This is a genomic window from Sulfitobacter sp. M05, assembly GCF_029285175.1.
Taxonomy (GTDB): domain Bacteria; phylum Pseudomonadota; class Alphaproteobacteria; order Rhodobacterales; family Rhodobacteraceae; genus Sulfitobacter.
Map to the genome: position 1 here is coordinate 1360652 of NZ_JABEDH010000001.1, position 25205 is coordinate 1385856.

A 25205-nucleotide genomic window follows, 5' to 3' on the forward strand; every position below is an offset into this window, starting at 1 on the left:
TTCCTGCCAGATTTCGGTTTTGAATGACGGCTCTGGAAGATTCCGTGAAACTCTATAGCGTCGGTGAAACCCCTTGACCAAGGTGCCCTAGTCCAATGCTCCGCGATCTTTCAATACCTGCTGTTTCCATGGGGCTACTCGCCGCGTTTGTGGGGTATTCAGCGTCATTCGCCATTGTGTTGGCAGGCATTACGGCGATGGGGGCCACAGACGAGCAGGCCACCACCGGGTTGTTCTTTGCAACAATTGGGATGGGAATTTGCAGTATCTGGCTGCCTGCCGTCACGCGCATTCCCGCTGCGGTGGCATGGTCAACGCCGGGGGCTGCATTTCTTGCGGCAACAGCCGCTTTGCCGGGTGGCTTTGGTGAGGCCGTAGGGGCGCTCATCTATTGCGCCGGTCTGATTGTCTTGACCGGTTTCATTCCAACTCTTGGAAGGATCGTCGCCGCCATCCCGAAACCCATTGCAAACGGGTTGCTCGCTGGCGTTCTGCTCAAACTGTGCTTCGCCCCTGCACTTGCGCTCGGCAGCATTCCTTTGCTGGCCCTGCCCGTGCTTATTGCATGGTTGATTGGATTGACATGGAACCGGTTGGCCGCAATGCCGTTTGCCGTCCTGGCCTTTCTTGTGGTTCTCTATTTCGCTGTCGATACGTCAGGCAGCACTCTTCATACAGACACAGGATGGCTTCCTGCCTTCACCCCAACCCTGCCAACCTTTACGATCCAGTCGTTCTTTTCCATCGCCCTGCCGCTTTACCTAGTGACAATGGCGGGGCAAAACGTACCCGGTTTCGCGGTCCTAGAGCTGAACGGGTACCCTGTCGAACGCCAACCCTTGATCCGCAAAACCGGCCTTGTCAGCCTTGCATTTGCACCGTTCGGATCAGTGCCTGTCAATATGTCCGCGATCACAGCGGCGATTATGGCAGGTGAGGACGCAGGCCGAGATCCAGCAACCCGCTATTGGGCGGCAATGACATCAGGCATCGCTTATGTAGGGCTGGCATTCGCCGCAGGGCTGGTAACCTCCTTGGCCAGCCTTGCCCCTATCGCCCTCATCACTGCCGTGGCCGGGCTTGCACTTATCCCCGCTTTGGTTGGCTCCATCTCTGCCGCCTTTAGTGAACCAGCCCAGCTGGAAGCGCCGGCGATGACGTTTTTAATTGCAGCAAGCGGCATGACGCTTTTCGGTGTAAGCGGCGCATTCTGGGGCGTTGTCGTTGGCGTCCTCATTTGGGTTTCAAAGGTGATAGCCAATCGATCACTCGATCACTAGTCTAACTCTTCAGGTGAAACCGGCTTTAATGCACAAAGTTAAATGCAGCACATCACCTCATCACGGATCCACAAAATGCGCCTCTCCGCCCTCACTCTGATCATCCCGAAGTACGACGATGCAATTGCCTATTACACCGACATCCTCGGCTTCACCCTGATCGACGACATTGACCAAGGGCATAAACGCTGGGTCCGTATTGCCCCGTCACCTGACGCAGAAACCGGCATCATCCTTGCCGAACCCGGTTGCGATGATCAGACCAAGGCAATCGGCAACCAAGGTGCCGGCCGCGTCTGGCTGTTTCTGGAGACCGAAGATTTCGCCGCCGACCACAGCCGGCTGATCGCCGCGGGTGTCCAGTTTGAGGAAACGCCACGCCACGAACCCTATGGCACCGTTGCGGTTTTCGCCGACACTTACGGTAATCGCTGGGATTTGATCGAATGCAGCTGATCCAGACCATCCTGTCGCATTGCCACCGCCGCGTTGACTGTTACCTTTGGTTTACACGATCAAGAGAACCGCGATGCCTTACCAGTGGACCACCCCGCCCAATGCTCCCAGCCAACAGATGCGCCTTTGGCCGCATCAATCCCTTTCCCCCCGCGGGTTTACCGGCTTTATCCTCGCCACCTTTGTCATGATCCTAATCCCGACCTTGGCGCTGTTGGGCACGGTGCTGTTGTGGGGGCTGTTGCCCTTTGCCCTGTTGGCCGTCGCTGGCATCTATTTCGCACTGCAATCGAACTATAAGTCGCGCCAGATCGAGGAAATCCTGACTCTCGACGCCAATACAGCGCGGCTGATCCACACTTCCCCCAAGGGCGAAGAAAAAGAATGGCAGTGCAACCGCTATTGGACCACGGTCACCACCTACCCATCCGAAGGGCCTGTCCCGCATTATGTCACCCTGCGGGGCGAAGGGCGCGAGGTGGAAATCGGTGCTTTTCTCAGCGAGGAAGAACGCATTACCCTCTATGATGAACTGCAACGCAGCCTGCGCCGCTGAGCCCTTATAGCGCAACTTACCAGCCCGGCACACAAGTAACTGGGGCTGCGTTGTCCTGTCCCTAACCGCCCGACAATGGATCAAAGCGAATGTCGGTGACATCAGCAATGAAGAACGGGAAATAGGCATCGGTTCCCATGAAGTTACCCGCTTCAACATGGGTGGGAATGCGAAACCCCTCGACCTCGCGAAATGCCGATAAGGTGCCGCCAAACGGCTGAAGCTGGTAAACACCGTCAGGGTTCGCGTTGCTCCAACGTTGCAGAAATACCCTGACAGGACGCCCTTCCGGGTCAACGGTCACATCCACAGCCTGTTCTGCGCCATCTCTGGTCACTGTGACCCGGGCCGTATCCTTATCCAGCGCGGTCCAGACAACATCGGGCCGCGGCAAAACAGCCGCCGGGGTCCAGAACACCGCTTCGGACAGGTATCGGCCCAAGCTGGACAAAGCGTGATCCCGCGTGCCCCCTGCCCGTGCAACCGGTACAATGCCGGCCAGCCAGAACCGCGTCCAGCTGGCACTGTCAGAGCCGGAAACCCGCAGAACGCCAGAGCCGCCCGACATTTTCCAGATGAATCCTTCAGGAACCGCCAGAACCTGTTTTGCCCGCATCGGCAAATAGTTCGGCGCGCTCTTGTCCCCCATCCCGAATTGTCCGCGCATGGAAATCTCGGCGACAGTAAAAAGCGGTGTTCTTTCCTTAATTGCAAAATGGAAATACCGCCGCGCTGGTTCTGGCAGGGTTTCAACCATGCTGCGATCAAAAAGTGCTGGCTCGGTGGGTTGCAGGGCAAGCAGCCTTACGAATTCCACCTTGTCGGCCCGATGATCCAGCGCCCGCCATAGAAAGAGCCCCACAAGCAACAGCAGCAGGAGAACACCGAACAGTAAAGCAATTTTGGTCATTCGATTCCCCGTTCCTAGAGCGTACCGCCTCAAGCCACACCAAAGATGTACAGGCTGGCGGTTGATCATGCGTTGATTTGGAACAAGTGAGCGAGAAGGTCGAACCGCTGGGCGCCGATGCCGTTTTGGTATCAGAACGACAAAGCGCCCAAACGCAGGCAAAAAGAAACCCCTCACGTTAAACATGAGGGGTTGCCCGTATCTATTTGAAAGGGATGTAAAATTAAGGCCCTTCTGCGCGAGGTAATCGGCAAGACGTGAACGGTAAAAATGCCGTTAAGAAATCGCCACGCTCCCTGCGTTATCGTCCTTAACTTAAGCGGTCTTTAACCATTGGACCGACCTTGCCGAAATCCATTTGCCCTGTGAACTTGGCTTTCAGGGCACCAATAACCTTGCCCATGTCCCGAATGCTTTCGGCTCCGATCTGAGAAATGGCTGCTTCAACCGCTGCGGCCGTCTCCTCTTCGTTCAACTGGCGCGGCAGATATTCTTCGATAATCGAGATCTCCGAACGCTCGCGCTCGGCCAGATCCAAACGACCGCCTTCCTCATAGGCGCGTGCGGATTCCAACCGCTGCTTGGACATTTTCCCAAGAATCGCAAGCACTTCACTGTCAGGAACACCTTCATCGGTACCTGTGGCGCGGGCCGCAATGTCTTTGTCTTTGATCGCCGCATTGATCAGACGCAAAGTGGACAACCGCGCGGCGTCCTTGTCTCTCATCGCCTGTTTCAAAGCATCCGTGATGCGCGTGCGCAGAACCATCGTTTTGCCGCCTTGTTCTATGAATTTTCCAAGTTCACGACCATAGCCAAACTCCCCCAGCGACGCAATGCCATTGCCGCCAAGTTAACCCCCTGAAATCACGTGATATCTTATTTCCGCTTGATCCTTGACCCTGCCCGAACAGGCCAGTATCTACGGCATCGTTTACCCATTAGCTTCATGTTCCGGAGACTGCCCATGCGCCCTACCGCCTGCCTTGCCCTCGCTGACGGATCGCTGTTTTATGGGATGGGGTTCGGGGCCACCGGCCAGACCGTCGCCGAATTGTGTTTTAACACGGCGATGACCGGTTATCAGGAAATCATGACCGACCCGTCTTATGCAGGTCAGATCGTGACATTCACCTTCCCCCATATCGGCAACACCGGCACCAACCCCGAAGATGATGAAACCGCAGACCCGGTCGCGGCAGGGATGGTTGTGAAATGGATGCCAACCGACCCGTCAAACTGGCGCAATGTACAACCAATTTCAGAGTGGCTTGCCGCGCGCGGACGCATCGCAATCGGTGGCGTTGATACCCGCCGCCTGACCCGTGCCATCCGCCAGCAAGGTGCCCCGCATGTGGCGCTGGCTCATGACCCTGACGGAAATTTCGACATTGAAGCCCTGGTTAAGGCCGCCCGCGAATTCGCAGGTCTGGAAGGCATGGATCTGGCCAAGGAAGTCACCTGTGCGCAATCTTACCGCTGGGACGAAATGCGTTGGGCATGGCCGGATGGCTTCGCACAACAGATTGATCCAAAACACAAAGTTGTAGCAATCGACTATGGTGCCAAGCGCAACATCCTACGCTGTCTGGCCTCGGCTGGCTGTGACGTCACGGTGCTGCCGGCCAGTGCGACATATGAGGACGTAATGGCGCACAACCCCGATGGTGTGTTCCTGTCCAACGGTCCCGGCGATCCGGCGGCCACGGGCGAATATGCCGTACCAATGATCCGCGACGTTCTGGAAAAAGCCGACCTGCCGGTCTTTGGCATTTGTCTGGGGCACCAGATGCTGGCGCTGGCCTTGGGCGCAAAAACCATCAAGATGGGTCACGGACACCACGGCGCAAACCATCCAGTCAAGGACAACGACACCGGCAAGGTTGAAATCACCTCGATGAACCACGGTTTCGCCGTAGATGCCCAGACCCTGCCCGCTGGCGTAGTTGAAACCCATGTTTCACTGTTTGACGGCTCCAACTGCGGCATCCGCATGGAAGGGCGTCCTGTTTGGTCTGTTCAGCACCACCCGGAGGCCTCTCCGGGACCACAGGACAGTTTTTATCTGTTCGAACGGTTCGCTGCGGCCATGCAGGATAGAAAATCCGTAAACGAACCTGCCTGATCCCCAAACGCGCGAAACAGCGTTAACGCGTCATTAACCGATCACTGCCAAGGTCCCTACGTTCAATGCGTAGGGGTCCTTAATGAGTAATCTGCGGCTGCATCTTGCCAATCCGCAAATGGCGCGGCCTGCCCCCCCGTCAATGCCGTTGGGGCAGCACCTGATCGAGGCGGGGGCAATCGGGAATAGTGATCTGGTCCATGCGTTAGAGGTGCAAAACCGGGTCGATGCGCCGCTGGGTGAAATCCTCATGGCTGAGGGGCTGGCGAATCCACAGGACGTTCTTGAGGCGCTGGCGCGTCAACACAACACACAGTTTGTCGATCTGCGCGACGATCCCCCCCAGCCGGGGCTCGGGCATCGCCTGCCGGCAAGCCTATGTCTGGAATATCGTGCTATTGCCTGGTTGGATATGGGCGGGTCCCTGCTTGTCGCGACCAGCCAGCCGCATCGGTTTGCGATGCTGCGCCGCGCCTTAGGGGACCGGGCTCCGACCATCCTGCCGGTGGTGGCCAGCGAACAACAAATTCAAGATGAAATCACCCGGACCTACGGCGGTGAACTGGCCCATAAGGCGGCCAGCCGCGTCCCGGCCGCCATCAGCTGCCGCAGCTGGGAGGCCGCAGGGCGCAGCCGCCAGATCTTTGCCTTTGCGCTTGCCATTGCAGCACTCATCGCCCTGATCAAAGCCCCGATCAGCACACTGGCGGCCTTTACCATGCTGGCCTTTATAACACTGTTAATGACCACCGTTCTCAAGGCTGCCGCCCTTTGGTCGCAAATCATGAACAAGACTGCCGAAACACCATTGCCCTTCATTGCGCAACGCACATTGCCTTACCGCCTGCCCCGCGTGTCGATCATGGTGCCGCTCCTCAAGGAAAAGGAAATCGCCAGCGCCTTGGTGGCGCGCCTGACGATGCTAACCTACCCTAAGTCCCTGCTCGACGTTGTTCTGGTGCTGGAAGAAACGGACACAACCACCAAGGAAACCCTTTCCCGTACCGCGCTGCCGCCATGGATCAGCGTGATCGCCGTGCCGGCGCACGGTGGGTTGACCACCAAGCCGCGGGCGCTGAATTACGCACTGGATTTTTGCAAAGGCAGTATCATCGGCGTTTGGGATGCCGAAGACGCCCCCGAGCCGGATCAGCTGGAACGGGTTGTCAGCCGCTTTCATTCAGCGCCAAAGAATGTCGCCTGCCTGCAAGGTATTTTGGATTACTACAACCCCTGCGCCAATTGGCTGGCGCGCTGTTTCACCATCGAATACGCCGCATGGTGGCGGGTGCTGCTGCCCGGTATTGCGCGCTTGGGTCTGGTGATACCGCTGGGCGGCACCACCTTGTTCTTTCGCCGCACCATTTTGGAAAAACTGGCTGGATGGGACGCACATAACGTCACCGAAGACGCCGATCTAGGCGTCCGGCTGGCGCGGGCGGGCTATGTCACGGAATTGTTGCCCACGGTCACCTATGAGGAGGCCAATTGCCGGCTCTGGCCGTGGGTGCGGCAACGCTCGCGCTGGCTCAAGGGGTTTTTGATCACATGGTGCGTCCATATGCGCGACCCGGCCCAATTGGTGCGGGATCTGGGATGGGTGCGGTTCATTGGCGTGCAGACTATGCTGCTGGCCACGGTTGCGCAATTCGCCTGCGCCCCATTGCTGTGGTCTTTCTGGCTGGCCGTCTTTGGCGTGATGCATCCGGTTGAACAAACCTTTGGAACGACGGTGCTTTGGTCCATGGTCGGGGTGTTCATCCTGTCTGCGACCCTGAACCTCGCCCTGTCGCTGGTCGCGGTTTCAGGCAAGGATCACCGGCATCTTTTGTGGTGGGTGTTCACGACGCCATTTTACTTTCCCTTGGGGGCACTGGCAGCATTCAAGGCCCTGCACGAGTTTGTCGCCAGCCCGTTTTACTGGGATAAAACCGAACACGGGGTCACGCCCTTGCCCGATACGGACACACAAATTCTCCACTCAACAGCGCGACAGAAAACAATGCCAGCAGAGCCGGTTTTTCGCCGGCGCTATCAAACCGCCACCGCCGCCAGCCCCGTCAGTTTCACCAGACGCGCGACGGCCCAAAATCGGGCCTAGCCGTCCTGCTCGTTCCCCTCGGCGACCTGTTTCAGGCGGGTCACAAAAGCCACCGAAATATGCGCCCGCAAGGCTTCGCTTGCACCTTCCTCGTCGCGTGCTTCGATCATCGAGACGACGCGCGCATGTTCGGCCTGTGCAATCTCGCCGCGCCCTTCGGCGGCCAGCGATGTTGTCGCCATCAGCGCCATCGAGCGGTAAACAAGGTCAAGCTGTTGCACCAGATAGCGGTTGTGCGAGGCCAGATGAACCTGTTTGTGAAACCGGCGATTGCTGCGTGCCAAGGCCTGCGGCTGGTCAATCAGCGCGTTATCTGCCTCAACCATCTCGCGCAGTACGCGCACCTCTTCGGAGGTGGCATGGCGCGCAGCCAGCCGTGCCGCCAGCCCTTCCAACTCACCACGTACCGCATAAAGCTCTGCCGTTTGGTTGTGATCCAGTGACGCCACAATCAGGCTACGCCCTTCACGTGCCAGCAGGGATTGCGTCTCAAGCCGCTGCAAAGCTTCGCGGATCGGCGTCCGCGATACATTGAACCGTTCGGCCAGTTCGCTTTCCACCAGACGATCACCGGGGCGATAGGTACCGCCATCAATCGCATCCAAAATCAGCGAGTAAGCATCAGTAGAGCCGGTCTTGGGCGCAGGCATGACAGGATTCCTTTTTAGTTGGCGCATCCTACCTAGCGCGGCCATTTGCGCAAGCACCCGACTTGCGCGCGCCTTGCGAACCGCCTAACGATGCCCTCATGCCACGCGATGCTTTCTCACATGTTGATACTTGGGTCTTTGACCTTGATCACACGCTTTATCCGCCCTCTGCGCGGCTGTTTGATCATATCGAAACCCGCATGACCGCCTGGGTCATGGATGAGCTTAAGGTCGACAAGGCCGAAGCCGACCGGTTGCGTGTACATTACTGGCGCACCCATGGCACCACTCTGGCGGGACTTATGCGCGAACATGACGTTGATCCCGAACCCTATCTGGTTGATGTACATGACATCCCGATGGACAGTCTGATCCCCGATCCGGCACTTGCAACGCACATCCGCGCCCTGCCCGGTCGGCGCATTGTCTATACCAACGGGTCCGCCCCTTATGCGGAACGGGTACTGGCCGCACGCGGCTTGTCGGGCCTATTTGATGCGATCTACGGGGTGGAACATGCAGATTTTCTGCCGAAACCGGAACGCGCCGCCTTTGACCGGGTTTTTGCGCTGGATGGTGTGGTGCCCGCACGTGCCGCGATGTTCGAGGACGATCCGCGCAATCTTGCTGCGCCTTTTGAGATGGGTATGCGCACGGTTCATGTCGCCCCCAAACCGCTTGAGACCGGTCACGCCCAAGCCGCACATATTGAATATCACACGGACGATTTGTCTCACTTCCTTGGCCGCCTGACGGGGTAAACTGGTGTTATGAAATATGATTGTGATATCCTGATTTCCGGTGGCGGTATCGCCGGGCTGACAGCGGCGGCGGTTTTTGGCACCGCCGGCTTTGACGTCATTTGCGTTGACCCCGCCCCGCCGATCACCGAGCGCGATGCCGATGGTGCGGACATGCGCTCTACCGCGATGCTGCAACCGGCCCGCGCCGTGCTGGAAAATGCTGGTGTCTGGGACCGGCTGGCAAAGGATGCCGCGCCGCTACAGATTATGCGGGTGATCGACGCCGGCGGCGCGTTGCCCGAACCGCGTGTGACCCGTGATTTCGACGCCTCCGAAATATCCGAACAGCCTTTCGGCTGGAATTTTCCTAACTGGCTGTTGCGCCGTGCCCTGCTGGAACGGCTTAAACTGCTCAGCAATGTGGATTTTCGCCCCGGCACCGGCACCACATCCCTGTTCACCCGCACCGCCAGCGCCAAGGTGGGGTTGACAGACGGCACCCATATTGTCGCCCGCCTGCTGATCGCAGCCGACGGCCGTGACAGCCCGATGCGAAACGCCGCGGGCATTGACGTCAGCACGCGACGCTATGGGCAAAAGGCGCTGGCCTATGCCGTCACCCACCCGATCCCGCATGAGCATGTATCGACTGAAATCCACCGCACCGGCGGCCCTTTCACGCTGGTGCCCCTGCCGGACCGCGACGGGGTGCCATCCTCTGCGGTTGTCTGGATGGACGACGGTGCCAAAACGCTGGAACGCGCCAAAATGGCGGTACCTGCGTTTGAAGCCGCAATGTCCGAACGTTCCTGTCACATCCTCGGCCCGCTTACCCTTGCCAGCCCCCGCAACGTCTGGCCGATCATCAGCCAACATGCAGAACGTCTGTCGGGCGAACGGATCGCCCTGATCGCGGAGGCCGCCCATGTGTTGCCCCCGATTGGGGCGCAGGGGCTGAACATGTCCCTCCAAGACCTTGCCACTTTGCTGGCCCTTGCCGAAACCCACCGCGAGGACTTGGGCAATGCCGCCATGCTGGAGGCCTATCACAAGGCCCGCTATCGTGATGTGCAACTGCGTATCAACGGCATCGACCTGCTGAACCGCGCCTCTCAAGCCGGAAACCCGCTGGCACGGGATTTGCGCGCAACCGGGCTGGATGCGCTTTATGCCATGGCCCCGGTGCGCAAACTGCTGATGCAGATGGGGTTGGGCGTACGCTAACGCCCTACCCCAGTTGCGTTAAAGAACTTTGTCAACCACCGCTGCCAAACGGCCAAGCGTTGCATCCACGTTATAGAGCTTGTCCAAACCGAACAGCCCCAAACGGAAGGTGCTGAACCCTTCGGGCTCGCCCACCTGCAAGGGCACACCGGCTGCAATCTGCATGCCCTCAGCGGCGAATTTTTTGCCGTTCTGCACTTCGGGATCACCGGTATAACTCACCACCACCCCCGGCGCGCCGAACCCTTCTGCGGCAACCGAGGTCACCCCCTTCTCCGCCAACATCCTGCGCACCCCGTCGCCTAAGGCCCATTGCGCCTCTTTCAACCGGCCAAATCCATATTCTTTTGTCTCAAGAATGGTATCGCGAAAGGCCCGCAAGGCATCTGTCGGCAGGGTTGCATGATACGCATGGCCGCCGTTTTCATAAGCTTTCATAATTGCCCGCCATTTGCCCAGATCAATGGCAAAGCTGTCAGAGGTGGTTTCCGCCAACCGCGCCTCAGCCCGCGCCGACATCATCACCAATCCCGCAGAAGGGGACGCCGACCACCCCTTTTGTGGGGCAGAGATCAACACATCCACTCCCAGCGCCTTCATATCGACCCAGATACAGCCAGACGCGATGCAATCCAGTACCATCAGCGCCCCGACCTCATGCGCCGCTTTCGCCATTGCAGCGATATAGTCATCCGGCAGGATCACCCCTGCGCTGGTTTCCACATGCGGGGCAAAAACAACCTGCGGCTTTTCGTCGTGAATGGCTGTAACGACATCCTCAATCGGGGCTGGCGCAAAGGGGCTGACTGGCGCGTTGCCCTCTGGCCGCGCCTTCATCACCGTGGTCTTCGCCGTCAAACCGCCGGTCTCAATGATCTGCGACCACCGATAGGAGAACCAGCCGTTGCGCACGACCAACACGTCAGCCCCGCGCGCAAACTGTCTGGCAACCGCCTCCATCCCATAGGTGCCGCCACCAGGCACCAGTGCCACGGCATCCGCATTATACACCTCGCGCAACAGCTCCGATATGTCGCGCATCACCTGCTGGAAACAACCGCTCATGTGGTTCAGTGACCGGTCGGTGAATACAACCGAAAATTCTTCAAGGCCCGTTGGGTCCACAGTATCAAGCAATGCCATTTTCTATCCTTCATGCAGATGTCTGAAGCGGACTATAACGCCCTGCCCCCCCTGGCCAATGCAAATAAGCGCAGCCCCAATACCATCCCGCCTTTTCTGGTTTCCTTTGAAAACACAGGTTTCCTAAAGCGGCCCCGCAAGACGCTCTTCAGTCAACAGCACGTTCGCCTCGACATCCCCCGCCCCGGGCAGGGTCATGATCCGGCGCCGCAGGACGCGTTCAAAATCCGGCAAATCCCGCGCCACCACCCTCAGGCGATAATCATAAAGACCCAGAATATGCTCAACCGTCTGCACCTCGGGAACCGCTGCCACCGCACGTTCGAAATCCTCCAGTGATACATGCCCCTTGCGGGCCAGCTTGATGCCCAGAAACACTGTCACACCAAAACCCAGCTTTTCCGCATCCAAACGCAGGCGCTGCCCCCCCAGCACGCCGGCCTCTTCCAACCGCCTGATCCGCCGCCAGGTCGCCGGTTGCGACAGCCCATAGCGTTTGCCCAAGGCGCTCGCCGACTGGCGGGCATTGCGCGCCAGACTTGCAATCAACTGCCGGTCGATGTCATCCAATTCAATCATAGCGGCAAGGTCTCGTCATCTTTGATCCGCGCTACATGCATCAGGGCTTCGATGTCGGCGATATGTGGCAAGGTCAGAATACGGCTGCGATAGATTTGCTGATAATGCGCCATGTCGCGCGCGATGATCGACAGGCGCAGGTCAACGCGCCCCAAAAAGGTCTGAACCTCAATCACCTCCGGCACCTGACGCGCCTCCGCCAGAAACACGTCAAAGGCATTGCCCTGCGTCTTGTCCAGCGTGACCCTCAACGACACCTCAACCGCGTATCCCAATGCCGTCCAGTTCACCACCCGGCCCAAACCCTGAATAATACCCTCTTCCTCCATCCGCGAAATCCGCCGGCCTGCCTTGCCCGGCGTCAGACCACAGCGCTGCGCCAATTCGCCCGGTGACAGGCTTGGCTCGGCCTGCCAATAGCGCAACAAGCGGCGATCCACATCATCAAGCATGATTTTTCCATTTTTCAAACATATCGCGCATTACCATCTTCATCTTGCCAAATAAACTCATAAATCCGACCTACCCCATCGCGTCACATCCGCTATGGTCCCCAGCAGAAGACACCAACCCAAAGGACCAAAGAAATGCGCGTTTATTACGACCGTGACTGCGACGTTAACCTGATCAAGGACAAAAAAGTCGCCATCCTCGGCTATGGCTCACAAGGCCACGCCCATGCTCTGAACCTGCGCGATTCAGGCGCGAAAAACCTTGTTGTTGCTCTGCGCGACGGCTCTGCTTCCAAAGCAAAAGCCGAAGGTGAAGGCCTGAAGGTTATGGAAATCTCCGAAGCCGCAGCATGGGCCGACGTAATCATGTTCACCATGCCCGACGAATTGCAGGCCGACACCTACAAAAAATACGTACACGACAACATCCGTGAAGGCGCTGCCATCGCATTTGCCCACGGCCTGAACGTACACTTCGGCCTGATCGAGCCAAAAGAGGGCGTTGACGTGATCATGATGGCGCCCAAAGGCCCCGGTCACACCGTACGCGGCGAATACACCAAGGGCGGCGGCGTGCCCTGCCTTGTAGCGGTTGACACCGACGCGACCGGCAAAGCGCTGGAAATCGGCCTGTCCTATTGCTCGGCCATCGGTGGCGGTCGTTCCGGCATCATCGAAACCAACTTCCGTGAAGAATGCGAAACTGATCTGTTCGGCGAACAGGCCGTTTTGTGTGGCGGTATCGTTGAATTGATCCGTTGCGGTTTCGAAACGCTGGTTGAAGCCGGCTATGAGCCTGAAATGGCGTATTTCGAGTGTCTGCATGAGACCAAGCTGATCGTTGACCTGATCTATGAAGGCGGCATCGCCAACATGGATTACTCGATCTCCAATACAGCCGAATACGGCCAGTATGTTTCCGGCCCACGGATCCTGCCATATGATGAAACCAAGGCCCGTATGAAAGCGGTTCTGAGCGATATCCAGACCGGCAAGTTCGTGCGCGACTTCATGTTGGAAAACACTGTTGGCCAGCCAACGCTGAAAGCGTCCCGTCGTGCCAACGACGAGCACCAGATCGAAGTGGTCGGCGGCAAGCTGCGTGACATGATGCCATGGATTTCTGCCGGCAAGATGGTCGATAAATCCAAAAACTAAGGGGCATCCCTTATCCTAGAGAAAGGGCGGTCTGCGGGTCGCCCTTTTTGCATTGTCCCGCAACGTTTTTCCCTGCGCCCACCCTGATAGGACCGCGCCCCATTGACCCTGCCACGGCCCGCACGTAAGCCGGTTGTATGACACAACTCCCCGAAATTACCTATAAAAGCTGGCTGATGGTTGCCACGCTTGGCTTTGTTTGGGGTGGAACATTTCTGGTCACCGAAGTTGCGCTGACCGGTATGACACCCTTTTGGATTGCCAGCGCCCGCATCGGGTTTGCAGCCATCGTGATGACAGTAATCTGGGCGATACGCGGGTTTGCATTATTTACCTCGCGCCCGTCGCGGGCCGATCTGGTCATCCTGGTTGTGATCAGCGGATTAAGTGGCGCAATCCCCTTTGCCTTGCTGGCCTGGGGCCAACAACATGTCACATCAGGCTTTGCGGGGGTGTCGATGGCATCATCCGCCTTGATTATTCTGCCCATGGCACATTTTTTGGTGCCGGGCGAACGCATGACATGGCGGCGGGTGCTGGGCTTTATCATCGGCTTTTTCGGTGTTGCCCTATTGATCGGCGGTCAAGCCTTTGAAAGCACCGGTGAATCCTTAGAGGCCGCGGGCCGGGTTGCCTGTGTTGGGGCGGCCAGTTGCTACGCGCTCAGTTCTATCCTGATGCGCCGCCTGCCGGCGGTCGACACCATCGGCCTCTCTACGGTCTTGCTGCTGATCGGATCCGTTTACAGTCTGCCCTTTGCCCTGATCGCAGAAGGTATTCCATCAATGCCCACCGGCAATACGCTGATTGTACTGGCTTTTCTGGGGCTTGTCCCGACAGCGGGAGCAAACCTTCTGCGGGTTCTGGTGGTGCGCAGTGCCGGTCCGGTATTTATGAGCCTGGTCAACTATCAGGTGCCGGTCTGGTCCGTGGTGCTGGGCGCATTGATCCTGTCAGAACCCCTGCCGCCTGCCTTGCTCTATGGGATGGGACTGATTTTGGCCGGTGTCGGGTTAAGCCAATATGGCGCCCTCAGCAGGTTGTTTCGCGCGAAATCGTAACAGGTTCTGCCCGCCCAAAGGGACAGACAGGTTAACGCAGGTACGTCTCTCCCGCTTATTTGACCGCCTGCGCAACGGCCTCTGCCACATGATCAACGGCCTGTGTCATCAATCCAGCATCTTCGTGTTCCGCCATCACCCGTACCAAAGGTTCGGTGCCCGACTTGCGGATCAACAACCGTCCACCACCAGACAGATCGGCCTCGGCCTGTTTGATTGCCGCAATCACCTGGGGCGCTTCCAATGGTGTCTGCCCCACGTCGAAACGCACGTTCTTTAGCAACTGTGGCACTTTTTCGAACTGATGCATCAATTCCGATGCCGGCTTGGCAGAGCGCACCATTTCCGCCAGAAACTGCAACCCAGCCATCAGCCCGTCGCCGGTGGTGGCATGATCGGTCATCACAATATGGCCGGATTGTTCCCCACCAAGGTTGTAACCGCCCTGCCGCATCCGCTCGACCACATAACGGTCGCCAACATTGGTACGTTCCAGACGCAACCCGCGCCCGTTCAGGAAGTTCTCAAGGCCCAGATTGCTCATCACCGTGGCAACCAATGCGCCACCCTTGAGCCGGTCCTCTTCGGCCCAGCGTGCCGCCATCAGCGCCATAAACTGGTCCCCGTCCCCGACCTGACCCTTTTCATCAATCAGAATCACCCGGTCTGCATCGCCATCCAGACAGATGCCAACATCCGCCCCATGCGCCACCACCATTTCAGCGGCGGCCTGAGGGTGGGTCGATCCGCAGCCCTCGTTGATATTCAATCCGTTGGGTGCAACCCCCATCGGGATCACATCCGCCCCCAGTTCCCAAAGCGTCATGGGCGCAACATGGTGCGCGGCCCCATTGGCGCAATCAATCACCACCTTCAGCCCATCCAGCCGCATACGCCGTGGAAAGGAGGATTTCACCCGCTCGATATAACGGAACCGGCTGTCATCAATCCGCTTGGCGCGGCCAATCTCGATCGCCGGGGCAAGATCAACACCAGAGGCGACAAGTGCCTCAATCTCTCCCTCAGCCTCGTCTGACAGCTTGAAGCCATCAGGGCCAAAAAACTTGATCCCATTGTCATGGGCCGGATTATGACTGGCAGAGATCATCACCCCCAGATCGGCGCGCATCGAGCGTGTAAGCAATCCGACCGCCGGTGTCGGTACCGGCCCCAGCAACAACACGTTCATGCCTGTGCTGGTCAAACCCGCTGTCAGCGCGTTTTCAAACATATACCCCGACAGCCGCGTATCTTTGCCGATCACGACACGATGCACAGCAGAGCCGTCGTTGCGAAAATACCGCCCCACAGCCGCGCCGATGCGCAATGCCATATCAGGGGTCATCGGGTGAATATTGGCCGTGCCACGCACGCCATCTGTTCCAAAAAGTGTACTCATACCTGTCTTCCTGCCATGGCAGCCCGCCATAATGCAATTGCCTGTACCGTCTGAGGCACATCATGCACCCGCAAAATCTGGACGCCATGGGAAAGAGCGGCCAAAGCGACCCCCAAACTGCCCGACACGCGGGCATCCGCCTGATCTGTTTGCGAAATCGTGCCGACAAACCGTTTACGCGATGCCCCCAACAAGACCGGAACGCCAAGGCTGTGGAAAAGCCCGAGCCGCGCAAGGATTGTCAGGTTATGTTCCAGCGTTTTGCCAAATCCGATGCCCGGATCGGCGATGATCCGGTTTCGAGCGATGCCCAACGCCACCAACGTATCAATCTGCCGCTCAAGGAAGTCATAGACATCCAGAAGGACGTTATCATATTGCGGATCAACCTGCATCGTGGCGGGATCGCCCAAGGCGTGCATCACACAAACCGGAACATTCTGTTGTGCCGCCAAGGGTGTCAGCGCCGCGTCATAAGTGAACCCCGACACGTCATTAATCAGCCCCGCCCCCGCCTTCAGGGCCGCCTGTGCCACCGCCGCCTTGCGCGTATCGACCGAGACCAGCGTTTTCACACCTGCGCGGCGCAAGCCGCTGATCACCGGCACAACGCGGCCAATCTCTGCGTCAATCGCCACGGTTTCTGCCCCCGGACGGGTGGATTCCCCGCCGACATCCAGCAGATCGACACCGGCGTCCCGCATGACCTGTCCGGCCCGTACCGCATCCGCCGCTGCCGCATGTAGCCCGCCGTCAGAAAAACTGTCCGGTGTCGCGTTCAGGATACCCATTACACGCGGCGCAGCCATGGAAAGCCCGCCAATATCCGAGCGTGGCGCGGCCAGACGCTCGATCACATCCGCCGGTGCCTCGGTCATCGGGATCACCGTAGGAATGCGTCCACGTGCCAGAACTTCGAGGTGGGTAAACCACCCCCATCCGCCGGCCAATGCCAACCCGCCCGCCGGACGCCCCGGTCCGGTCTGAACAAGCGGGCGGTAATATTCGGCGGCCCCGGTCACAGCTGCGCCTGTGTCACATCCATGACCCGAAGCGGCACAGAGCTGTCGCCCGGTCCTTCGGCCCCGACCACCAACATCTCCTGCGCATCAAAACTGGCTGCGAACCATGCCGCCAATGCCACCGCATCATGAGGCTGCGCTGAAGGTGTATCCACCGCATCCAGCACGATCTTGGACGGGGCCCAAACGCAGGTCTGACCGTTTTTCATGGCCCAATCCAGTTCTGTGCGGGTTTCCACCACCACACAACGGTCATCCTTGGACGCCAATACCCAAGCGTTTTGTTCGATCGCCAGCAGGTCAATGCGCCGTTGCGCCATTTTATGAGGCAGGTTCGGTGCCGGCGTCTCGGGGGCGCCAACGCAAAGGATCAGGGGGCGGCCCTGTGCTTCCAACTGGTCCAGCCACCCCTTAAGATGAGGCGACGCAATCGCGGCATTGCTCAGGTACACTAATTCCGGCTGTGGTGCTTCTTCTGCATCCAGCTCCACAGCCACCTCGCCGGCCCGTGTGCGCACAATTTCCACACCCAATGCACCGGGGCCACGGTCCAGTTTTTCGATCCGGACAAACACCCGCATCGCCTGTGGTTCCAGTAAAATACGTTCAGCAACCCGCCCGGCCAGCGTTTCCAGCAAGGCCAGACGTTCAACAGCCAGTTCAGCTGCAATCGCCTCGGTTACGCGGTCATAGCTGAGGATACGGTCAACATCGTCGTCAATCGGGCCGGTGAGCGGGCGCACTTCAACGACAACATTGAAACAAATGCGTTGGGTGACGCCCCGTTCGGCCTGAAATGCGCCGATCTCGACCTCTACGGTATGGTCGCGCAGGGAAATCCGGTCAAGCGGATCACTACCGGACAGGGTTTCGGACATCGCATCAGCCCGTTCGGACGGATGGGCAAAGGCCAGTCGGACTTCGTTCGGCATGGGGCACCTCTTGGTGATGGATCGTTTCCAACCATCTAGCGATCCTGTCGCCCGAGTGACAGTCCGGTTTCCGGCACGCCAGCACCAAAATCCGTCAGTTGGACGCGGTACGCCAAGTATGACGGTAAAACAGATGTACGCCAATCTTTGCAGTTCGGGTATATACGCGGGCCCAACGCGGATTCACCGCTGTTGTGTGGTAATGGGTGGCCCCTTTGGTCAGCGCCGGCACCTTGCCATCCATCATATAGCGGGCAACCTTGCCGGCACGGGCATAGGCGCGTGGTTCGGAGATGACTTCGGCATGACCGTCACAGGTATAGGTGAACTGGCATTGGTACTTTTTGCCTGTGCCCTGATTGATAACCCCACAAAGAGACCCCGGGAAGCGCCCACTCTTAACCCGGTTCATGATCACCTCGGCCACTGCGAACTGCCCTTTGACGGTCTCACCGCGCGCTTCGAAGTAAAGGGCTTCTGTCAGGCAGCGCCACTGGGCCGACCCGCTGGCCTTTGGCTGGCTGTCGATCCAGCTGCGCGTCAGTTTTACCCCGCCTTTTGCCGCGGCAGGCTGTACCAATAGTTCATTCAGCCGGTCCTTACCGGTCGCTTTCAGCCCCGTCTGTTCAACACGGGCCAGTTCCTTTGCTTTGTCGGAAGATGCCGAGGCCCCCACCGGAACGAAGGTCAGCGCGCCCAAAAACAGGGCAATGAACAATTGGCGAATAGGCAGCATGAGGGGTCTCACAGGTCGTTTCAATTGGGTCAGCGCTTAGCATAATTCCCAAAATGGTAAAGGATGCCGACAATTCCCCGCTTGCATACCCCCTAACCACTACACTCTGTGGCAAAAACCCGCCAGTTTCCTACCCTATCTTGTGTTTTATTGCGAGCTGTGCCGCGGCTAATCGCGCAACCGGAACGCGAAAAGGTGAACAGGAAACATAGTCAAATCCCGCATCGCGGCAAAATGCGATTGATTCGGGATTGCCGCCATGTTCCCCACAAAGCGAAATTGTGATGCCCGGTTGCGCCGCGCGCCCGCGTTCTGCGCCCAGTTTGAGCAGCTCGCCCACACCCTGCGTATCCAGCATATGGAAAGGATCTTCGTCAAACACCTCCTGCTGCACGTAATCCGACATGAACCGCCCCGCATCATCACGCGAAAGACCATAGGTCATCTGGGTCAAATCATTGGTGCCAAAACTGAGGAAGGCACAATGCGGCGCAATCTCGCCGGCCATCAGCGCCGCGCGCGGGGTCTCTACCATAATACCCAGACGGTATTCAAAACTGCTGTCCTGTTCGGTCCGCACCGCAGCGGCCACCGCATCAATGGCGGTCTTGACCAATTCAACCTCGCGTCGCGCAGACACCAGCGGGATCATGATTTCCGGAACCACCGGCTCGCCACCGCGACTGACCTCGACCGTGGCCTCAAAAATTGCCCGTGCCTGCATCTCGTAAATTTCGGGCACCGTGACACCCAAACGCACGCCGCGCAGGCCCAGCATCGGGTTATACTCTGACATCGCTTCGATCCGCCGGGTGACGTCCGACAGCGGCAGGTTCAACGCATCAGCAAGTTCGCGCTGTCCGGCTTTGTGCATCGGCAGGAATTCGTGCAGTGGCGGATCAAACAGGCGGATGCACACCGACTGGCCCTGCATAATGCGAAACAATTCTTTGAAATCATCACGCTGCATCGGCAACAGGCGCTCCAGCACCGCGCGCCGGTCCTTGCCGGTCTCGGCAAAGATCATTTCGCGCATCACCGTCAGACGCCCCGCCTCAAAGAACATATGTTCGGTGCGACACAGCCCAATACCGTGGGCATTAAAGTTGCGCGCCGTCTGCGCATCCGCGGGCGTATCAGCATTGGCCCGCACACCGATATCAGCCACATCTTCGGCCCAGCCCATCAACCTTGTGAAATTCTCGTCCAGCGCGGCTTCGATCATCTGGGCCTGACCGGCAAGAATAGTGCCGCTTGATCCATCCAACGTGATCTCGTCCCCTTCGCCAAACACCCGACCGTCCTGCGTTGTCATCTGCTTTTTGCGCAGATTGAACTTGATATCAGACACACCAACCACGCAGGGCAGACCAAGACCGCGCCCGATAACGGCAGCATGGCTGGTCACACCGCCGCGCTCGGTCAGGACACCGGCAGCCGCGTGCATCCCGCGAATATCCTCGGGCGAGGTTTCGCGCCGGATCAGAATACAGGCCTCTCCACGCGCGGCTGATGCCTGTGCCTCACTGGCGGAAAAGACAATCTTGCCGGTCGCAGCCCCCGGGCTGGCAGCAATGCCACGGCCAATCTCGTCCCGTTTGAAGCGCGGATCAATCTGGCGGTGCAACAGTTCGGTCAAGGTGCGCGGTTCAACCCGCATCAATGCCTCTTCGCGCGGGATAATCCCCTCATCCGCAAGGGCCACGGCAATCTTCACCGCCGCCCGTGAAGAACGCGCGACAACAACTCCATCCAGAATATGCAGCTTGCCATCCTGAATGACAAATTCGACCTGCATTTCCGCCCGCAGCTTGCGCCGCATCAGCGCGGCATGTTCTGTCAGTTCTTGAAACGCCTCTGGTGCCAGTTCCTCCAGTGAGGGGCCGCGCGGATCGCGGGTCAGGTACAGGCTGCCTGCATCGGACGCGAGGGCATCACGCCCCTGTGACTGGCTTAGATAGCGGCCGGTGATCTGGCGCAGCCCCGTGTCGGAATCAACCAGTTGCAACACACCGGACCCGCATTGCCCGGTGCCCACACCAAAGGCCATTTCCTGCACCACAAGGCCCAGCCCCGCATCCGCAGGCGCCCCCTTGGCCTGACGCAACAAACGTGCCGATGTGCCATCCCAGGCCCGCGCCATCGACCGCAGCACCGCCGCCAGCTGGACCTCTGGGTCTTGGGGAAATTGTTCTTCGGTTTCAGCCTCATAGGCCCGCAAGGATTGGGTCAGTGCGGCCCGCCCGTCGCCGGACACCTCGTCAAACATATCAGGGTCAAGGCGCGCGACATTGATCGCGTAGCCCTGCACAAACCGCGTATAGAGCGCCGCAGCAGATTCTTCGCCAATGCTGCCACACAGCTCTTCGAAACGGGTGTCATTGATCCCGATGTTCAGTACTGCCCCCGGCCCGCCCCAATCGGGATCCTGACTTGACGGGCGCACACACATCAACGCGCCTTTTGGCATCTCGGCGACAACACTTGCGACATCGGGCATCTCGCCCTTGGCGATTTTCTGCACCGCATCAAAGGACACAGCCACCGTGCGCGGTACCGGCAGATCAAGCCGCACCAGACGCTGCAGGCATTTCGCCCGCCCGCCATGGGTGTGGTTTGCAATCGGCCCGGTCGCGGTGACCAATGTGGTGTCTGGATTATTCTGCACTGCGGCACCCCTGATGTTCAGGTGCAGCATAGGGTTTATGCGATGTCTGGCAAGGGCGCGCAGCCCCGGATGTCATGCGGGCGTTACAAAAACCGCTTAACCATCCACCTTTGTCAAATCAGCGACAGAGGTACAGATCGTGCGGATCCGGCTGAGCAGGTTCAACCGGTTGCGCCGCACCGTGCCATTGTCGCTGTTCACCTGTACCGCATCAAAGAACGCATCGACCGGCGCGCGCAGGGTGGCCATGGCGGACATGGCGGTGGTGAAATCCTGTTTCTCCATGGCGGGGGTGATCACCGCCTCTGCTTCATCCAGTGCCTTAAACAATGCACGCTCTTCGTCGGTTTCGCTGAACTTCACATCCGCACCATAGGAGTATTCCACCCCGTCGGCTTCCTCGGCCTGTGTCAGAATGTTGTTGGCACGCTTGAAGCCCTGGATCAGGTTTTCACCGTCATCGGTTTTGAGGGTTTCCGACAAGGCTTTGGCGCGTTTGACGAGAAGCGTCAGGTCGTCGTTTTGGGGCGTCGCGCCTTCCGGCGCGCCATCAGGAATACTGATGCAGGCGTCGATGATGTCGTGACGGATGCCTTGGTCTTTGAGATAAACTTTGAGGCGGTCATGGAGGAAGGCGAGGATTTCAAGAAACTGTGGTGCTTGCGCGATCGGAGTAATATGAGCACTCCACTCAGCGATATCATATGCTACTTCTGTGACCCCATTGTGCGACGGCCCTAAGTATAATTCTGCTTCTTGATGTGGCCAAGCACTGACGACATATGCGTCACTCTCGTTGTCTTCGTCAGAGCCAATATCGTAGAGTCGATTGTTTCGGTTAAGTTGGTTCAATAGAAGCCAGTAAGCTTCCTCTATTGCTGATTTAATATCCAAGCTCAACCCGTTAGAGACTGCCAATCGAATAACCCCCAACGCAGCCCGCCGCAGCGCAAATGGATCCTTACTCCCCGTCGGCTTCTCGTCAATCGCCCAGAAGCCGGTCAGCTTGTCGATCTTCTCGGCCAGAGCCACGGCCACGGACACCGGTGCGGTTGGCACGTCATCGGACGGCCCCAAAGGCGCGTAGTGTTCCTGCGCCGCCGCAGCAACCGCATCCGACATGCCCGCAGCAGACGCATAATACCGCCCCATCAAGCCCTGCAATTCGGGGAATTCATAGACCATTTCAGACGACAGATCGGCCTTGGCCACCTTGGCCGCCGCTTCCGCCTCATCCGCTTCCGCGCCGACCATCGGGGCCAATTCGCGGGCCAGCACGGCCATGCGGTTGATCAACTCGGCCTGTGTGCCCAGCTTGTTGTGGAAGGTGACGTTTTCCAGCGCCTTAACCCACGTCGCCATGCCGTCCTTGGACTTGGCGACGCGCAGATCGTTCTCCCAAAAGAACTTGGCATCGGCCAAACGCGCTGACAGTACCTTTTCATTTCCCGCCAAAATTGTCGCGCCATTGTCAGCCGTGGTGCGGTTGGCAACGGTGATGAATTTCTCAATGCGCCCCGTCTTGGGGTTGCGCACGGAAAAGAACTTTTGGTGCTCTTTCATCGAGGTTTGCAGCACCTCAGCCGGCAGGCCAAGGAAGTCGTCGGCAATATTGCCCATCAGCACAACCGGCCATTCGACCAGCCCGGCCACCTCGGCCAGCAATCCGGCATCCTCGACCACTTCCATGCCACTGGCAAAGGCGACATTGGTGGCATCGTTCCAAATGGTTTCGCCGCGGGCATCAGCGCGCAGCACAACATTGGCGCGGGCAAGCTTCGCCTCGTAATCCTCGAAAGACGTGACCTTAATCGCGTCAGGCGCAAGGAATCTATGGCCAAAGGTGGTGTCGCCAGATGTGATCCCATCCACCTCCAGCGGGACGATCTGCGCGCCATCTTCGGCGGACATCACACAAAGGATAGAGTGCAACGGGCGCACCCATTTCAAACTGCCGCTGCCCCAGCGCATGGATTTGGGCCAAGGGAAATTGCGGATCGTCTGTTCCAGCACTTCGGCAATGATCTCGGCAGCGGGACGGCCCGGCTTGTTGATCTTGGCAAACAGGATTTTGCCCTTGGGTGTGTCGCGTTCCTCAAGCTGGTCGCGGTTCACCCCTGCCCCGCGTAGGAAACCCTCGATGGCTTTTTCCGGTGCATCGGCCTTGGGGCCTTTGCGTTCCTCGACCACAGCAGGAGAGGCATCCAGCATCCCCTCAACCGTCAATGCCAAACGGCGCGGGGTGCTGAAGGCAGCGGCAGAGGCATAGGTCAGACCGGCCTCGACCAGACCGTTTGTCACCAGCTTTTGCAAATCCGCAGCGGCACGCGATTGCATACGGGCGGGGATTTCTTCAGAGAACAGTTCGATCAGCAGGTCAGGCACGGGTTTTCCTTAACATCGGGTCGGTGGAAGGGGTCAGGTTCGGATTATTCAGAAGGCGCGGTTTTTTCAGGCAAGGCGGGGCATTCTTCGCCCACAACGGTGCCGTCATATGCTTTTTCGCCGCAATCGTTCAGCTCGTGCCAGACATAGCCACGCCCGTCATCGGTGATGGCAACAATCCGGTCCACGCCGTAATGCACGTTTTTGCCACTCAGAAAGGTCAGCGCGGTGCCAGCGGTGATTTCGGCTGCGATGGCAGCAGCGTCGAAACAATCAAACCATGCCGGCGCATTGCGCGGTTCGACATTGTCGATCAACACATAGCTTTCGGTCAAAAAGGCCAGGCTTTGCGTGGTGGTGAAACAGGCGCGATAGCGGATCGGAGAGCTTTCGGCGTCGATCGCTTGGAAGCTGTCGAAAAGGATCGGCTCGGGGGCCTGCGAATTCAGCGACACAAGGGCCACCTCTTCCTCGGCCACGGCTTCGTAGAAACCATAGATTTGCAGGTAATACAGCCCGGCGCCGGCAATGAGTGCTGAAATCAAGATCACAATCCCTACGATTTTGCCGTTCATGGCTGCCGCCCCATATGGAACACCTTAGGGGACAACTGCGGCGCTGTCCGGTTCATGCTGCATCCTCGGACCAGCCACCGGCACGGGTTTGCACAAAGGCATCGGCGCACATCTTGGACAGGGCACGCACCCGTCCGATATAGGCCTGCCGCTCGGTCACAGAGATCACGCCGCGCGCATCCAACAGGTTGAACATATGGCTGGCCTTGATGCATTGATCATAGGCCGGATGTACCATGATGATACGCTTACCGGTTTTGGGATCATTTACAGGCTGTTCAAGGATCATCTTGCAATGGGCCTCGGCCTCTTCGAACTGGCGCAACAACACGTCGGTGTTGGCAGTGTCAAAGTTCCAGCGGGCGTATTCCTCTTCGGTCTGCTTGAACACATCCGCATAGGTCAACGGGATCAACGCATCAGGATCGTTGAACGGCATGTTCATCACATGGTCAACGCCAAGGACATACATCGCCAGACGTTCCAGACCATAGGTCAATTCGCCGCTGACCGGATGACAGTCATGTCCGCCGACCTGCTGGAAATAGGTGAACTGGCTGACTTCCATACCATCACACCAGACTTCCCATCCCAAGCCCCAAGCGCCCAAGGTCGGGCTTTCCCAATCGTCCTCTACAAAACGAATGTCGTGCAGGTCCATATTGATGCCGATCGCTTCAAGCGAACCAAGATACAACTCTTGCAGGTTTGGCGGGCTCGGTTTGATTAACACCTGATACTGGTAATAATGCTGCAACCGGTTCGGGTTCTCGCCGTAGCGCCCGTCAGTGGGGCGGCGCGAGGGCTGCACATAGGCCGCGGCCCAAGCTTGGGTGCCCAGTGACCGAAGGGTGGTTGCCGGATGGAAGGTCCCCGCCCCGACCTCCATGTCATAGGGTTGCAAAATAGCGCAGCCTTTGGAGGCCCAATAATTCTGCAACGCCAGAATGATCGCCTGAAACGATTTTGGTTTTGCGATACTCTGGTTTTTCTCGGGGGTCTGGGACATCTCAATTGCCTCTCGTTGGCTTTGGCTTCTACCTACGGTCC

General features: G+C 58.4%; 23 protein-coding genes. 9 read left to right on the forward strand and 14 right to left on the reverse strand.

Going from position 1 to position 25205, the window contains the following annotated elements:
- The first annotated feature begins 95 nt into the window (after positions 1-95).
- The 3 genes from HKX44_RS06795 to HKX44_RS06805 all read left to right on the forward strand — a co-directional run bounded on the left by HKX44_RS06795 (position 96) and on the right by HKX44_RS06805 (position 2292).
- Complete coding sequence (locus HKX44_RS06795) at positions 96-1280, forward strand: benzoate/H(+) symporter BenE family transporter (protein ID WP_276150518.1); 1185 nt, start codon at positions 96-98, stop codon at positions 1278-1280.
- Between the two features lie 75 nt (positions 1281-1355).
- On the forward strand, positions 1356-1736 hold the full coding sequence (locus HKX44_RS06800; protein WP_276150519.1) for a VOC family protein: 381 nt from the start codon (positions 1356-1358) through the stop codon (positions 1734-1736).
- 73 nt (positions 1737-1809) lie between these two features.
- On the forward strand, positions 1810-2292 hold the full coding sequence (locus tag HKX44_RS06805) for a DUF2244 domain-containing protein (protein ID WP_276150520.1): 483 nt from the start codon (positions 1810-1812) through the stop codon (positions 2290-2292).
- Between the two features lie 61 nt (positions 2293-2353).
- Here HKX44_RS06805 and HKX44_RS06810 read toward each other — a convergent pair whose 3' ends face one another.
- Together HKX44_RS06810 and HKX44_RS06815 are read right to left on the reverse strand one after the other, a co-directional pair.
- On the reverse strand, positions 2354-3202 hold the full coding sequence (locus tag HKX44_RS06810; RefSeq protein ID WP_276150521.1) for a DUF6544 family protein: 849 nt from the start codon (positions 3200-3202) through the stop codon (positions 2354-2356).
- 310 nt (positions 3203-3512) lie between these two features.
- The gene (locus HKX44_RS06815) at positions 3513-3971 is read right to left on the reverse strand and encodes a GatB/YqeY domain-containing protein (protein ID WP_276150522.1); all 459 of its coding nucleotides are present in this window, start codon (positions 3969-3971) and stop codon (positions 3513-3515) included.
- A 198-nt stretch (positions 3972-4169) separates the two neighbouring features.
- Between HKX44_RS06815 and carA the strand changes: the two genes are divergently transcribed.
- Complete coding sequence (carA, locus tag HKX44_RS06820) at positions 4170-5327, forward strand: glutamine-hydrolyzing carbamoyl-phosphate synthase small subunit (protein WP_276150523.1); 1158 nt, start codon at positions 4170-4172, stop codon at positions 5325-5327.
- An 82-nt stretch (positions 5328-5409) separates the two neighbouring features.
- Positions 5410-7428 carry a glycosyltransferase family 2 protein gene (locus HKX44_RS06825; protein WP_276150524.1) on the forward strand — a complete coding sequence of 673 codons (2019 nt, stop codon included), beginning with the start codon at positions 5410-5412 and terminating at the stop codon, positions 7426-7428.
- Here the strand turns inward: HKX44_RS06825 and HKX44_RS06830 are convergent.
- Entirely contained in the window at positions 7425-8078 is a 654-nt protein-coding gene (locus tag HKX44_RS06830; protein ID WP_276150525.1) for a GntR family transcriptional regulator, read from the reverse strand. The two genes, HKX44_RS06825 and HKX44_RS06830, sit on opposite strands and share 4 nt — an antisense overlap.
- A gap of 98 nt (positions 8079-8176) precedes the next feature.
- Here HKX44_RS06830 and HKX44_RS06835 point away from each other — a divergent pair, with 98 nt between their 5' ends.
- Together HKX44_RS06835 and HKX44_RS06840 are read left to right on the forward strand one after the other, a co-directional pair.
- Entirely contained in the window at positions 8177-8839 is a 663-nt protein-coding gene (locus tag HKX44_RS06835; protein WP_276150526.1) for a pyrimidine 5'-nucleotidase, read from the forward strand.
- A gap of 9 nt (positions 8840-8848) precedes the next feature.
- Complete coding sequence (locus HKX44_RS06840) at positions 8849-10045, forward strand: UbiH/UbiF family hydroxylase (protein WP_276150527.1); 1197 nt, start codon at positions 8849-8851, stop codon at positions 10043-10045.
- Positions 10046-10063: 18 nt separating this feature from the next.
- Here HKX44_RS06840 and HKX44_RS06845 read toward each other — a convergent pair whose 3' ends face one another.
- The 3 genes from HKX44_RS06845 to HKX44_RS06855 form a co-directional block, all read right to left on the reverse strand.
- The gene (locus HKX44_RS06845) at positions 10064-11188 is read right to left on the reverse strand and encodes an aminotransferase class V-fold PLP-dependent enzyme (protein ID WP_276150528.1); all 1125 of its coding nucleotides are present in this window, start codon (positions 11186-11188) and stop codon (positions 10064-10066) included.
- A 123-nt stretch (positions 11189-11311) separates the two neighbouring features.
- Positions 11312-11767 carry an Lrp/AsnC family transcriptional regulator gene (locus tag HKX44_RS06850; protein ID WP_276150529.1) on the reverse strand — a complete coding sequence of 152 codons (456 nt, stop codon included), beginning with the start codon at positions 11765-11767 and terminating at the stop codon, positions 11312-11314.
- Positions 11764-12219 carry an Lrp/AsnC family transcriptional regulator gene (locus HKX44_RS06855; protein WP_276150530.1) on the reverse strand — a complete coding sequence of 152 codons (456 nt, stop codon included), beginning with the start codon at positions 12217-12219 and terminating at the stop codon, positions 11764-11766. The genes HKX44_RS06850 and HKX44_RS06855 overlap by 4 nt, the downstream gene beginning before the upstream one ends.
- Before the next feature lie 135 nt (positions 12220-12354).
- On the opposite strand from HKX44_RS06855, the gene ilvC reads away from it, so the two are divergent.
- Together ilvC and HKX44_RS06865 are read left to right on the forward strand one after the other, a co-directional pair.
- Positions 12355-13377 carry a ketol-acid reductoisomerase gene (ilvC, locus tag HKX44_RS06860; protein WP_276150531.1) on the forward strand — a complete coding sequence of 341 codons (1023 nt, stop codon included), beginning with the start codon at positions 12355-12357 and terminating at the stop codon, positions 13375-13377.
- A 137-nt stretch (positions 13378-13514) separates the two neighbouring features.
- Positions 13515-14438: a DMT family transporter gene (locus HKX44_RS06865; protein ID WP_276150532.1), complete on the forward strand. Its 924-nt coding sequence runs from the start codon at positions 13515-13517 to the stop codon at positions 14436-14438.
- Between the two features lie 55 nt (positions 14439-14493).
- On the opposite strand, the gene glmM is transcribed toward HKX44_RS06865, so the two are convergent.
- The 8 genes from glmM to HKX44_RS06905 form a co-directional block, all read right to left on the reverse strand.
- On the reverse strand, positions 14494-15837 hold the full coding sequence (gene glmM, locus HKX44_RS06870) for a phosphoglucosamine mutase (protein WP_276150533.1): 1344 nt from the start codon (positions 15835-15837) through the stop codon (positions 14494-14496).
- Positions 15834-16859: a dihydropteroate synthase gene (gene folP / locus HKX44_RS06875; RefSeq protein ID WP_276150534.1), complete on the reverse strand. Its 1026-nt coding sequence runs from the start codon at positions 16857-16859 to the stop codon at positions 15834-15836. The genes glmM and folP overlap by 4 nt, the downstream gene beginning before the upstream one ends.
- Positions 16856-17791 (reverse strand): dihydroneopterin aldolase, encoded by a 936-nt coding sequence (locus HKX44_RS06880; protein WP_276150535.1) that lies wholly within the window; start codon positions 17789-17791, stop codon positions 16856-16858. Before HKX44_RS06880 ends, folP begins: the two co-directional genes overlap by 4 nt.
- 94 nt (positions 17792-17885) lie before the next feature.
- A complete protein-coding gene (locus tag HKX44_RS06885; RefSeq protein WP_276150536.1) occupies positions 17886-18527 on the reverse strand; it encodes a cell wall hydrolase in 642 nt (213 codons plus the stop codon).
- A gap of 130 nt (positions 18528-18657) precedes the next feature.
- On the reverse strand, positions 18658-21225 hold the full coding sequence (locus HKX44_RS06890) for a putative PEP-binding protein (protein ID WP_276150537.1): 2568 nt from the start codon (positions 21223-21225) through the stop codon (positions 18658-18660).
- Positions 21226-21291: 66 nt separating this feature from the next.
- Positions 21292-23580 carry a glycine--tRNA ligase subunit beta gene (gene glyS, locus HKX44_RS06895; protein ID WP_276150538.1) on the reverse strand — a complete coding sequence of 763 codons (2289 nt, stop codon included), beginning with the start codon at positions 23578-23580 and terminating at the stop codon, positions 21292-21294.
- 44 nt (positions 23581-23624) lie between these two features.
- Positions 23625-24155 (reverse strand): DUF6446 family protein, encoded by a 531-nt coding sequence (locus HKX44_RS06900; protein ID WP_276150539.1) that lies wholly within the window; start codon positions 24153-24155, stop codon positions 23625-23627.
- 52 nt (positions 24156-24207) lie between these two features.
- A complete protein-coding gene (locus HKX44_RS06905) occupies positions 24208-25164 on the reverse strand; it encodes a glycine--tRNA ligase subunit alpha (RefSeq protein ID WP_276150540.1) in 957 nt (318 codons plus the stop codon).
- Positions 25165-25205: the final 41 nt, after the last annotated feature.